Genomic DNA, 12422 nt, shown 5'->3' with positions numbered 1-12422 from the left:
AAAAGAGGCAGTCCCATCGGTCACTTAAGACCTTCTGGGACAACCTCTAGAATTGATTTGCGCGCTTAATTATGACTGAATTTCGTTTACGATTTGACGGAGAGCCTCTTCGAGCGGTGTGACTGGACGTCCAAGCAGCTTTTCAAAATCATTGCTTTCCACTTCCAATGCTCCATCGCGAATCGCACTTTGAATCTGAACCAGAATAGGAACAACCGGTTCAGGTACGCCTGCACTGCTCATGATGCTGGCATAAGTAGTGTCATCCACTTGTTGAACAGGAATTTCCCGTCCCAAGATAGTGGCAAGAATGGAAACCAGCTCTTCTTGCGTCGTAAGCTTGCCGGACAACTCATAAACGGTATTCTCGTGGCCTTCGCCAGCGAGCACCGCCGCAGCTGCCACTGCATAATCGCGACGCGTTGCCCAGCCTACTTTGCCTGATCCCGCTGATGTCAGCCAAGGCGCACCTCCAAGGACCGCTTGAATGCTGCTGATTTCGTTCTCCAAATACCAGTTATTGCGCAGGAAGGAATAAGGAATTCCAGTGTTCTTAATCGCTTCCTCTGCAGCACGATGTACTGGCGCAAGAAACAGCGAGCTCTCGCTTGCATTTCCTACACTGGTATATGCAATGAAACCAACATTAGCACGCTGAGCGGCTGCTACGGCATCGGCATGCTGACGAATTCTCGTTTCGTTATCGCCGTCAGTGGACACAATCAATAGACGGTCGATACCCGCGAATGCTTTATCTAACGTTTGTGGCTGGTCAAAATCCCCATGACGTACATCCACGCCCCGTGCACGAAGGTGTTCGGCTTTCTCCGGATTGCGGACGCTGACAGCCAGATTCTCTGCCGGTATAGTCTCCAATAAAGTCTCTACTACAATTGATCCCAATTTCCCTGTTACACCTGTTACCAAAATTTTCATCGTAATTCCTCCATTTAGTTTAATGTATTATGATTGCCCCTTAGTTATAACCACTTCGGTTACAACTTAGGTATAAAAAAAGCTCAATGAGCTTTTTTGTTACACAAAATGAGCTGCGAGCTGGCTTAAGTTTACTTGAGCTAGCCTTTGTTCCATCGCAGATTGAGCTTCCTTCATTTCCAAACGAAGAGCTGCTTCAATGTTTCGGCCAACCGGACACTTTGGATTCGGATTATCATGAAAATTAAACAGTTGACCATCCTCAATGACTTCCACGGCACGGTAAACGTCCAAAAGTGTGATCTCATCCCGATCTCTCAGCAACGAAGCGCCCCCGACTCCTGGTCGAATATCCACCAAACCTGCCTTCTTGAGCATCCCCATAATTCTGCGGATAATGACAGGATTCGTATTCACGCTGCCTGCAATATAATCACCCGTACAATCATTGGAGCTGACGGCGATTAGAGAAAGGATGTGGACAGCAATGGAAAATCTGCTACTAATTTGTTTCACTTAGCATCACCACCGTTGTAACCATTGTAGTTACTACGCAGCAGATTGTCAATCCTTTAGAAGAAGATAAGCTTATTATATTCAAAACCAGCTTTTTTAACCTGCGAAACCAATTTTCATTTGCATAAGAAAAAAATTTTTGATAATATAACTGACGAACGTTCGTTAATGTGAGGTGAACTTATTGAAAAGCCAAGAAATTAAAGACATTGCTTTAAAGTTTTTCACAATTCATGGGTATGAGGGTGCCTCTCTGTCTCAAATTGCCGACAATGTCGGGATGAAAAAACAGTCTCTCTATGCTCATTTCAAAGGAAAAGATGATCTATTTCTACAAGTATTACAAGATGCTAAAGAAGCAGAGGTCTCATCGAAACTAAACTATTTGAGTAAAGTGGGTACCCAAAATCCTAAAGAGGATTTATTTGGATACCTGCAATTAGTCATTGATTTGTTTCAACAGAGCGAGCAGTTGAAGTTTTGGCTGCGTATGTCTTTTTTTCCGCCTCTCCATTTGGCGCCAGCCATTAATGAGGAAGTATTCGACTCGGAAAATAAGATTCAAACCGTACTCGAAGGCAAATTTCATGATTGGATCGCGGCGAAAGCCATTAGGGAAGATATAGCCTCCATCCCTACGCTTGCTTTCTTAGGTGTTGTTGATTCCATGATGTTAGAGCTTGCTTATGGGAATAATGAAAAACGTCTACAGGATAAATTAAATGCCTCATGGACTGTATTTTGGAGAGGTATTTCACAGCTATGATTTTACAGAGAGAGGTATTATTTCATGAAGAAACCATTGAAAGAACAAAAAACCGTCTTATTCATTCTACTAAGTAATATATTCATTGTTTTTCTAGGCGTGGGACTAATCGTCCCGGTTATGCCTTCCTTTATGAATATTATGCATTTATCAGGCCAATCGATGGGTTATCTTATGGCGGCCTTCGCGTTTGCGCAATTACTCATGTCTCCCCTTGCAGGACGGTGGATTGACACATTCGGCAGGAAGAAAATGATCGTTATCGGCTTATTCCTTTTCAGCATATCAGAGGTAATCTTTGGACTTGGCACACATGTATCCGTTCTTTACTTTTCCAGAATTTTAGGAGGTATTAGTGGTGCATTTATTATGCCCGCCGTAACCGCTTTTGTTGCTGATATTACCTCTGTGGAGGAAAGGCCCAAAGCGATGGGTTATATTTCTGCCGCGATTAGTATCGGTTTCATTATTGGTCCTGGCATCGGAGGTTTTATTGCTGAGCTGGGCGTGCGTGCCCCATTCTATTTTGCAGCTGGCTTCGCATTAATTACCTGTATTTCATCCCTGTTTATTTTAAAAGAACCGCTATCCAAACAGGAACTTCTAGAAATTAGTCAGCTCAAAAAAGGGACCAGCTTTGTATCTGATTTGAAACGATCGCTTCAACCTCAATACATTATCGCCTTTATAATCGTGTTTGTACTGGCCTTTGGTTTATCAGCGTATGAAACAGTATTCAGTCTTTTTTCTGATCATAAATTTGGTTTCACTCCTCAAGATATTGCAGCCGTTATTACAATTAGTGCAATCTTCGGCGTTGTCGTTCAGGTCTTTATGTTTGGTAAAATGGTAGATAAACTCGGAGAGAAGAAACTTATACAAATATGCTTGATTGCTGGCGTATTTTTTGCAGTAGTATCCACCATGATCTCCGGATTTTTAGCAGTTTTGCTAGTCACTTCCTTTATCTTTCTCGCATTTGACCTGCTGCGGCCAGCATTAACAACCTATTTATCCAAAACAGCCGAGAAAGAACAAGGCTTTATCGCTGGAATGAACTCCACCTATACTAGCCTAGGCAATATCGTCGGACCTGCGCTGGGCGGAATATTATTTGATGTAAACATCAACTATCCTTATCTCTTTGCTGCTGTCATCATGTTGATTGGCCTTGTCATTACGATGATGTGGAAAGAAAAACAATCAGCTAGCAGCTTGGCAAAATAATGTATGGAACGCTATTGAACAACTAGCGCATCTTCCTTCTTCACAATACGCATAATAAAAAAGAAATCCGATGTCTTTTTGAAAGACATCGGATTTCTTTGTAAAATAATAGTTGTCATTAATTAGAAATATTTATTCAGGTTGCGTCTTTTTTAAATAAGCCCGCCACGTAATGCACCATTGCTTCGGATCATCGAGGGATGATTCATCATTTCGGTGTACGGTGCTGCTATGCGGAGCTGATTTCACAATTTCCGGCTGCGTATAAGCTTCGTTCGAAATATGCTCCAGCGCGTGAATGTATTCGTCCAAATCTTCTTTGGAATAGGACTCAGTCGGCTCTAAGGTGAATGGCTGCTTCACGATATACGGATGATGGGAAGTCCAATAATGGAGTCCAAAATCGCACATGCGACGAGTAATATCCTCGGTTGTGACACCCGTTTCCTCGGTAAGCTGCTTCCAGCTGTAACGAACCTGCTCTAGGCGGCGACCTTTGATGTAGGGTGCACTTGCACCGCGAATTTGAAGTATTTTGTGATACAGATAGTTATTGTTTAGAACTGCAGTCTGTGCAACATCCTTTAGTCCATCTGGACCTAAACTCATGATCCAAGCATAAGAACGAAGCACCGTTTGTGCAACACCATGGAAGCTGCGCACTTTGCCAATACTGCTTTCTGACTGATTCGCTAATACATACTGGCCATCAACATAATCAACGAGCGGCCCCGGCAAGAAAGGTTTAAGCGCTTCGCTCACGCCTAGCGCACCTGTAGCTGGACCGCCGCACATATGAGGAGCAGCAAAGGTTTTATGCAAGTTGAAGAAACACATATCAAAGCCAGCTTCCTTCGCCCGGGTAATACCGAGCAAACCATTGGCATTAGCTTGATCATAGAAGCAGATGCCGCCCGCTTCATGAACCAAATCGGTGAAATCGCGAATACGGTGATTGAAAATACCGGTATCTTCCGGATTTGCTACGACAAACCCAGCGGTCCTCTCAGATATCGCATTTCTCAGCTTCTCCAAATCAGGGAATCCGTCTTCGTCCGGATGAAGCGTAATGATTTTGTAGCCTTTAACTGCAGCTGTCGCAGCTTGAGAAGGATGGGAGAAAATCGTCGTAATGATTTCATCCCGCTGGTCTCCTTCGCCCCGCGAATCATGGTATGCACGAACGATCGAAGCCATCGCGAGCAAAGCTTGCGTCCCGCTGCTTGGCTGAAACGAGAAGGCATCCATGCCGCTAATTTCACGCATGGCCAGGTCCATTTTATAGAAAATTTCTAATATGCCTTGAACTGAACCTGCATCCTGCAACGGATGGAGCTCCGTCATATGCGGCGTGCGGATCAGCATCTCGTTAATACGCGGAATATATTTCATCGTACAAGTACCTTGACCGATCTCAACGTTCAAATCGGAGCCCAGTGTCTCTTGCGAGAGGCGCAAATAATGGCGAAGTACTTTTGCTTGACCAATCTCGGGAAGCCCCGGCGCATTGCTGCGACGCATCGATGCAGGTATGCGCCGGGTACCATCTCCTACCTCAGCTACAATCCCAGCCTCAGTTCCAGGCGGAATGACACCGCGCTCGCCCTGACGATGAAGTTCAAATATGATCGGCTCATCCCATTTGGCTTGATGGAAATTTCGGACTTTATGGTTCCTGCGAATTCGTTTCATGGCGCTTTCGTCCTTCCTCTGTATAAGTCAAACCTCATTTGCGAACGATCGTTTGAATCGTGTCTGCCAGTCGATGTAGATCAAGCTGTGAATGAATTTCCGTCACGCAGTAGAGTGCAGTTTGTCCCCACTGCGGGAAGGCAGCCGACAAATCTTTGCCTCCAAAAATTCCTGCTTCCAAGAGCTGAGCGTTTATCTGAGCGACCGTTAAGCCAGTATGATTAAAGTCAACAATAAACTCTTTAAAGAAGGCTGCTTCTCCGAATCGAAGAGAAACGCCTGGAATAGCTGAGAGCTTGTTCGCTGCATATTGCGACTTCTGCATGATCGTCTCTCCGACCTCTTGCATGCCGGTCGGTCCTAGCAAAGACAAGTAAACACCTGCTGTTATTCCCCATAATGCAGTTTGGGTGCCAACTGATTCCTTTCCTTTCTCACGCAGCGCAAAGGAAGTTCGCTCATATGCCACATCGCCAAAGCCATACTCGCCTTCTACCTCAGTAGGCACAATGCCGAACAATCTTGATGGATACTCCATGACATACTTCTCTTCATCACGGGTCGCAATAAAACCGGCTTGCCCCCCGCCATAATTCATGTGCATTCCAAGAGGCTGCAAATCTCCGCATACGATATCAGCGCCGTACTGGCTAGGCGGCTGAAGAACGCCAAGAGAGATGGGATCAACACCAACGATCGAAATCGCATCTACCGAATGCGCAAGCTCTGATATTTCATGCCCTTGGTCTTCGATAATACCTAGATAACCAGGATTCTCGAAGTAAACCGCAGCGATATCGCTCGATAGCTTGCTGCGTAAATCATCTAAGCTCATTTTGCCCGTTGCCTCGTCGATTTCAACGAATCGAAGCTCCATCACAGGCGTGCAATAATTGTTGATGATCATCACTTTATCAGGATCAACCGACCTTGGAAGCAAGGTAACTTTACGCCCTGTCATGCGCCCTGCCATCCGAATCGAAGTTGATGCAGCTTGCGCCCAGTCAAAGGTAGGGACGTTTACAACATCCATATCAACTAGCTCAGCCATCAAACTTTGATACTCAAACAACGTTTGGAAGCGTCCATGATCTTCATAGGGTTCACCTGCATAAGCCGTTACAAATTCGGAACGCTGATTGATCTCATCACAGACAGCTGGAATAAAATGCTGCCAGCAGCCTGCTCCTAAAAAATTCAGATAAGCTGCACCATGCTTATTTTTTGCAAGCAGGCCATCGATATGACGGCGCAGCTCATATTCCGTCATCGCTGGAGGAAGGTTCATCTCATGATTTAGCTTTAAGCTCTCTGGTATGCCATCGTGAAGCTGGTCCATCGAGGTGAGTCCAATTTCCTTCAGCATCGCTTCGCGAACTTCAGGTACAGTATTCGGTATATAAGGATGGGCATACGTTCTGTTCTTAGGCAAAATAAACGCCTCCATTCATCGTTGTCAGTTTAGTTGTATCCTGCAGCCGTTCTTATGCAATACCGCCGCCATCCACAACGAGCACGCTTCCTGTTACCCAAGAAGACATATCGCTTGCTAAGAACAGAACCGCATTCGCAATATCACGCGGCGTTCCAAGCCTTTCAAGCGGACGACCGCTGGCAGAGGCGACAAGGAAGGCTGCCTCGTCCTGCTGCAGCTGCTTTGCTTCATCGCGCAGGAGAGGAGTATCCGTATCGCCAGGTGAAACGCAGTTCACACGTATATTGGCGATTCCGTGATCGATAGCCATCGCTCTCGTTAAATTCACGACACCAGCCTTGGCTGCGCAATAAGCTGCAGCCCGATCTCCGCCTTTTAGACCCCAGCCTGAACCCGAATTAATGATACTTCCTCCACCGCTGCGTTCCATGATAGGAATGATATATTTGGAGAGAAGATAGACACCCTTCAAAGAAACATCCAAAACGAGATCCCAGTCGCGTTCTTCCAGCTCCACGACAGTCTTGCGACGAATAACGCCAGCATTGTTGAACAAGATATCTACTCTGCCATAAGCAGAATCAATTTCTGCTGCTGCACGCTGGCAATCTGCTGAAGAGGTCACATCACAGCGCTGAAAGCTCGCTTGGCCTCCCTTTTCCCTTATTCCTTTAACCGCCTGCTCACCCATCGCCTCATTAATGTCAATAAGGATAGCTGCTGCACCGAAGCTGGCAAGAAGTTCAGCTGTCGCAAGTCCAATTCCAGAGGCGCCTCCGGTGATTACGGCTACTTTTCCCGATAGATTAAGCATGTCTTGTGTATGAAGCATCATTATTTCTCCTCCTGTTGTAGTAGATTCGCTTCCTGTCTCATGTGATGGCTGAGCCTCTCGGGAGCCGTATCTTCTGAAAGATAAGGCTTCAGCAGCAGTCTGAAACGGAATTCCTCTGCCGCAACTTTGTTTTCCAGTGATTGAGAAGGTCCACAACTATTGCTGCCAAGACCATTCTGGCGATAATCCAAATTAAGTGTAATAAAATCCCGTGGAACAAGATCACTCGCATGCTGCGCTGCTTCTAAGTCGCCATCCGTATAACGTCGAGCGCTGAACTCGAGTGCCTTTACCCCTACTGCCAGCAGCCCAATTCCACTGCCATCTGTAATAGATACAAAGCGAACATCCATACGATTCCCGTTCTCTTGTGGATAGATATATGGGGTAAATAGTTCATCAACTGACTTGGTATACACACCAAATCTTCCTGCTTCCTTGCTGTCGGAATAATTTTCTCCCGGACCACGGCCATACCATTTGACTGAATCCATTTCTGACGGCATTTCCAATTGAAATCCAATCTTAGGAAGCATAGCAGGCGGCTTGCCTTCAGGTACGCCATGCACATCAATAATGATTAAGCCTGTGCCTGTTACAGTGTAAGTCGTTTCACAGCGGAAGCCCCAATCATAGACAGGCGGAGCAATTCGGGAGGACCAGCTGATCCGAATCGTCCCTTCATTCAATCGCTCCCAATGGCAATCATCGATTCGTTCCGTCAGCTTATCGAGATGCGCCTTGCGCCAATCGGGCAGGACGTACATATCGTTGTCAATCGGGGCTCGCCAGAAGTTGAGTCGCGGCCCTTTATTTATTAACTCTTGTCCGTTTATTCGGAGTGAGCTGATCCCTGATTGCCGTGAATCGAATACCAAATTGAAATTATCGTTCCCAATGCTAATCTGTCGTCCATCCTCCATGCACGATAAGCTAGGAATAGGTAGACTCATAGGTGCTGCTAAAGTCAATCCATCATTGGCGTAATCCCCGTCAGCTCGGGTTGTTGAGCAGCTCCGCGCAGGTTCAATGGCAAACTGCGCCCATGCGACCTCATCTCCTCTCTCTCCCCACATGCAAGATGCTGCAAGCGAGAAGCTGATATTCAGCCAGCGCTCCGCTCCCTCCACGGATAAGGTCAACTGCGAATCATTTCGCATAGGGATACGAAGCTCTGCACTTTCACCGGGTGCTATCCTTGGCAGCGATAGTACACCGCTTTGGACTATCCGTCCTTCTACTGTCACATTCCAATCTGCATATAGATGATCCAGCGTTAGGAAGTCATACCGATTCGTAATTCGTATACGATCATTATTTATATAGTCGACTCTGACAGGTTCGATAATCTTCTTATATTCAATGAGTCCGGGAGAAGGCGTTCGATCTGGACGAACAAGGCCATCAATAACAAAATTGCTGTTGTTAGGAACATCGCCATAGTCTCCACCATAAGCATAATCAACTTTGCCATCGGCTGTTTTCCTGCGAATGCCGTGATCGATCCATTCCCATACGAAGCCGCCCTGCAATCTTCGATAAGCATCAAAGGTATCAAAATAGGGTTTGAGACCGCCTGGACCATTACCCATCGCATGAGCGAATTCACATAGGATATGCGGCTTAGGATGATCAAGCAGCTGTCCAAAACCTTCCATCTTCTCTACTGAGGAGTACATAGTGCTCACGATGTCGCACACTTCTGCTTCACGATCCTCTTCATAGTGAATAAGGCGGGTCGGATCGTTTTGTTTGCACCATTCCGACATTGCCCGGAAGTTGCAGCCAAAGCCAGACTCGTTGCCGAGCGACCAGAACAGAATGGAAGGATGATTCTTATCCCTCTCCACCATACGCCTCATCCGCTCCACATACGCTTCCTGCCATGCTGGGTCATCGCTTAGCTTAGCAATATTGCCCAAAAGCTCGAAGCCATGTGTCTCTAAGTCCGTTTCTTCCATAACATACAAACCGTATTCATCACAAATATCATAAAATCTCGGATCATTCGGATAATGTGCCGTTCTAACCGCATTAATGTTATGCTGTTTCATCATTTTCACATCTTGGATCATCGTTGATAGGGTGACTGTTCGTCCCGTATCAGGGTGATGGTCATGACGATTTACACCTTTGAGCAAAATGGCTTTGCCATTCACCAGAAATTGGCCATTCTTTACTTCTATCTTCCTGAAGCCCACCCGCTGAGCAACAGTCTCGATCATTTGTACATTCTGATCCACAATACTAATTGTCAGATGATACAAAGCAGGAGCTTCCGCACTCCAAAGGGCTGGCTTCACAATTGGAATGGCGAAACTTGCTACGAAAGTCTGACCATCAGCAGAAGCAATTCGATTCATCGCTGAACAAACAAATGCGCTTTCAGGGTCAAGCAGCTCCAGCCGAACTTCGCCTTGCAGATCCTCTCCACTCAGTTCCACCTGTACCGATAACATCGCATCGCAGTATTCACTATCCAAATCGGTAACGATTCGGTAGTCCACAATACGAAGCGCTGATGGCTCCGAAATCAAATATACATCTCGAAAAATACCGCTCATATACCACATATCCTGATCTTCCAAGTAGCTGCCGTCCGACCACTGGTATACACGAACAGCTAGACGGTTGATACCCGTCTTCGCATAAGGCGTCAAATCAAACTCTGATGTCAATCGGCTTCCTTGGCTGTATCCCACGAATGTCCCATTAACCCACAAATGAAAGGCACTATCAACGCCATCGAACTTGACGGCAAGCTTTCTTCCATCCCAATGTGCAGGCAGCTCGAATTCTCGTATATAGCTGCCTGTTGGATTATCATTCGGTACATGGGGCGGATCAACAGGGAATGGATAATACAAGTCTGTATAATGCGGATTTCCATAACCTTTCAGCTGCCAATGACTTGGAACCTGAATATCATCCCAGCTAGATGTATCATAATGGTCTTCATAAAATCCATCCGGTGCCCACTCAGGCCCCTTCGCATAATGAAACTTCCAACTGCCATTTAATGAGCGGAACCAAGGGGAGCTCCCTCGGTCATAGCTCAAAGCTCCAGCACGATCGGAATACGGGATGAAATATGATCGGCTTTTCGCACGGCCACGTGCAAGTATGGCAAGGTTATCCCAATCGCGTTCTATTTTCTCGTTTCGCATCGATGCCGCTCCTCTCCTAAACCTATCTCTATCACTCTACCTATTCATGCTGCCTATCCCTTAATCCCCGTACCTGCTATTCCACCGACAATATAACGCTGTGCGAAAAAAAATACAGCGAGCGGAGGAATCGAGATGAGGCAAGTAATCGCCATAATCGACTGCATATCGACGCCGAACATGCCCTTGAACTGTGCTAATCCGAGCGTAAGTGTGTACTTCGACTGATCATTAAGGAAAATAAGCGGCCCCAGATAATCATTCCAGCAGCTCATAATTTGAAACACAGCGACTAAAATGAGCGAAGGTCCCATGAGCGGCACTATAATCCGCACAAGAATTCCAAATTTGCTCGCCCCATCTATAGTTGCCGCCTCATCAAGCTCACGCGGAATCGTAAGAATAAACTGCCTCAGCAAAAATATAAAGTAAGCTGAACCGAACCAAGAAGGTACGATAAGCGGTTTAAGCGTATTAATCCATCCCAAATAGTTGAACTCCATATACTGCGGAATCATTGTCACTTCCCAAGGAACCATCATCGTCGCTAGTACAACTAGGAAAAGTAGATTGCGTCCCTTAAAATCAAATCTCGCGAACCCGTAAGCTACTAGAGTACAGGATATCAACTGGCCAATCGTAGACAACAAAGTTACGATTAGCGTATTTTTCAGAAATAAGTTAAAAGGCTGCGTCGTCCATGCTTCCGCAAAGTTGCTGAATTTCCAAACCGAAGGAATCCATTTTGGCGGAAAAAGATACAGCTCCGTCTGCGACTTAAGAGCGGTCGTTAACGCCCAAAATAACGGGGCAGTGAACATCAGCGAGCAGAAGATCAGCAGCGTATAAACGATGATCCGCCTCATACGGAGCTCCCCTTTCCACTGGACTTTGATTTCTTATCCGGCAAACGTTTCATTTCGCCTTCATAGAACACCCAAGCCTCTGACGACTTGAATACAAAAAAAGTCAATGTGAGCACAATAAGAAACATAAACCATGCGTTTGCAGCAGAGTAGCCCATTTTGAAAAACTTGAACGCATTCTCATACATGTACATCGCATAGAAGTACGTAGATTTCATAGGGCCTCCGCCCGTTAGCAATAACGCGAGAGTGAGCTGTTGAAACGCCGCTATAATAGAAGTAATTAGGTTGAACAAAATCGTCGGCGTTAGCAGCGGAATCGTTACGCTGATGAACTGCCTGATCATACCCGCCCCATCAATTGATGCGGATTCATAAAGATCCTTTGGAATCCCTTTGAGCCCAGCGAGAAAGACGAGCATCATTGCGCCTTGTCCCCATAGGCTTGCGACAACCATGGCTACGAGAGACCACTGTGTTTCATTCAGCCAGTCCGGGCCTTGTACACCGACGAGTGACAGAAAATAATTCAATATGCCGTAATCACCGCTGTACACCCAAGACCAGATCATTGCTAAAGCTACACCTGAGATGACAGAAGGCAAATAAAATGCTGTTCGAAAAATCGCACTGCCCCGTGTCTTCTGGTTAAGAAGAATCGCAAGTCCCAACCCAACTGCAATATTGAGCGGAACAAATAGCGCTGCAAACTTAATCGTGACGCCGAATGACTTCCAAAACAACGGATCGTCTGTAAACATTTCTACATAATTGCCAAATCCAATAAATTGCACCTTGCCCACGATCGGCCAATCAAAAAAAGAAATAATAAGTGAAAACAACAACGGTCCCAAAGTGAAAACGAGGAATCCAAAGATCCATGGAAAAATGAAGAGGTAGGGCACAGCCCCACCCCATCTGCGTTTCAGGCTGGCTGAATGTTTTCCTGCTGTCTGTGGGTAGGTCTGAGCCATCTCCTAAC

At 46.0% G+C, this 12422-nt stretch carries 10 protein-coding genes; 2 read left to right on the top strand and 8 right to left on the bottom strand.

All coding sequences use genetic code 11. The features are described from left to right. Positions 1-69 precede the first annotated feature (69 nt). Together ACIFSR_RS27950 and ACIFSR_RS27945 are read right to left on the bottom strand one after the other, a co-directional pair. Positions 70-936: an SDR family oxidoreductase gene (locus tag ACIFSR_RS27950; RefSeq protein ID WP_430061575.1), complete on the bottom strand. Its 867-nt coding sequence runs from the start codon at positions 934-936 to the stop codon at positions 70-72. 99 nt (positions 937-1035) lie between these two features. Continuing rightward, positions 1036-1452, bottom strand: coding sequence for an Rrf2 family transcriptional regulator (locus ACIFSR_RS27945; protein WP_339203942.1), 417 nt, complete (start codon positions 1450-1452; stop codon positions 1036-1038). Between the two features lie 184 nt (positions 1453-1636). Between ACIFSR_RS27945 and ACIFSR_RS27940 the strand changes: the two genes are divergently transcribed. Then, positions 1637-2218: a TetR/AcrR family transcriptional regulator gene (locus ACIFSR_RS27940; RefSeq protein ID WP_076270492.1), complete on the top strand. Its 582-nt coding sequence runs from the start codon at positions 1637-1639 to the stop codon at positions 2216-2218. A 24-nt stretch (positions 2219-2242) separates the two neighbouring features. After that, a complete protein-coding gene (locus ACIFSR_RS27935; protein ID WP_430061573.1) occupies positions 2243-3445 on the top strand; it encodes an MFS transporter in 1203 nt (400 codons plus the stop codon). Between the two features lie 132 nt (positions 3446-3577). Here ACIFSR_RS27935 and gcvPB read toward each other — a convergent pair whose 3' ends face one another. The 6 genes from gcvPB to ACIFSR_RS27905 are packed head-to-tail and all read right to left on the bottom strand — an operon-like array spanning position 3578 to position 12414. Further along, positions 3578-5137, bottom strand: coding sequence for an aminomethyl-transferring glycine dehydrogenase subunit GcvPB (gene gcvPB, locus ACIFSR_RS27930; protein WP_430061571.1), 1560 nt, complete (start codon positions 5135-5137; stop codon positions 3578-3580). A gap of 34 nt (positions 5138-5171) precedes the next feature. Further along, positions 5172-6584, bottom strand: a complete 1413-nt coding sequence (gene gcvPA / locus ACIFSR_RS27925) for an aminomethyl-transferring glycine dehydrogenase subunit GcvPA (RefSeq protein WP_430061569.1) — start codon at positions 6582-6584, stop codon at positions 5172-5174. 37 nt (positions 6585-6621) lie between these two features. Beyond that, entirely contained in the window at positions 6622-7404 is a 783-nt protein-coding gene (locus tag ACIFSR_RS27920; RefSeq protein ID WP_339209708.1) for an SDR family NAD(P)-dependent oxidoreductase, read from the bottom strand. A gap of 2 nt (positions 7405-7406) precedes the next feature. Then, positions 7407-10574: a glycoside hydrolase family 2 TIM barrel-domain containing protein gene (locus ACIFSR_RS27915; protein ID WP_430061567.1), complete on the bottom strand. Its 3168-nt coding sequence runs from the start codon at positions 10572-10574 to the stop codon at positions 7407-7409. 53 nt (positions 10575-10627) lie between these two features. Then, positions 10628-11440 carry a carbohydrate ABC transporter permease gene (locus ACIFSR_RS27910; RefSeq protein ID WP_430061565.1) on the bottom strand — a complete coding sequence of 271 codons (813 nt, stop codon included), beginning with the start codon at positions 11438-11440 and terminating at the stop codon, positions 10628-10630. Further along, positions 11437-12414, bottom strand: coding sequence for a carbohydrate ABC transporter permease (locus tag ACIFSR_RS27905; RefSeq protein WP_430061563.1), 978 nt, complete (start codon positions 12412-12414; stop codon positions 11437-11439). The genes ACIFSR_RS27910 and ACIFSR_RS27905 overlap by 4 nt, the downstream gene beginning before the upstream one ends. Positions 12415-12422: the final 8 nt, after the last annotated feature.

The sequence above is a fragment of the Paenibacillus sp. NRS-1760 genome (genome assembly GCF_050467785.1).
GTDB lineage: Bacteria > Bacillota > Bacilli > Paenibacillales > Paenibacillaceae > Pristimantibacillus.
This window is presented reverse-complemented; position numbering and strand designations above follow the sequence as displayed.

Bases quoted from the DNA above. Each gene is read 5' to 3' on its own strand.
- ACIFSR_RS27950 (WP_430061575.1), bottom strand. From the start codon at position 936: ATGAAAATTTTGGTAACAGGTGTAACAGGGAAATTGGGATCAATTGTA.
- ACIFSR_RS27935 (WP_430061573.1), top strand. From the start codon at position 2,243: ATGAAGAAACCATTGAAAGAACAAAAAACCGTCTTATTCATTCTACTA.
- gcvPB (WP_430061571.1), bottom strand. From the start codon at position 5,137: ATGAAACGAATTCGCAGGAACCATAAAGTCCGAAATTTCCATCAAGCC.
- gcvPA (WP_430061569.1), bottom strand. From the start codon at position 6,584: ATGGAGGCGTTTATTTTGCCTAAGAACAGAACGTATGCCCATCCTTAT.
- ACIFSR_RS27920 (WP_339209708.1), bottom strand. From the start codon at position 7,404: ATGCTTCATACACAAGACATGCTTAATCTATCGGGAAAAGTAGCCGTA.
- ACIFSR_RS27915 (WP_430061567.1), bottom strand. From the start codon at position 10,574: ATGCGAAACGAGAAAATAGAACGCGATTGGGATAACCTTGCCATACTT.
- ACIFSR_RS27910 (WP_430061565.1), bottom strand. From the start codon at position 11,440: ATGAGGCGGATCATCGTTTATACGCTGCTGATCTTCTGCTCGCTGATG.
- ACIFSR_RS27905 (WP_430061563.1), bottom strand. From the start codon at position 12,414: ATGGCTCAGACCTACCCACAGACAGCAGGAAAACATTCAGCCAGCCTG.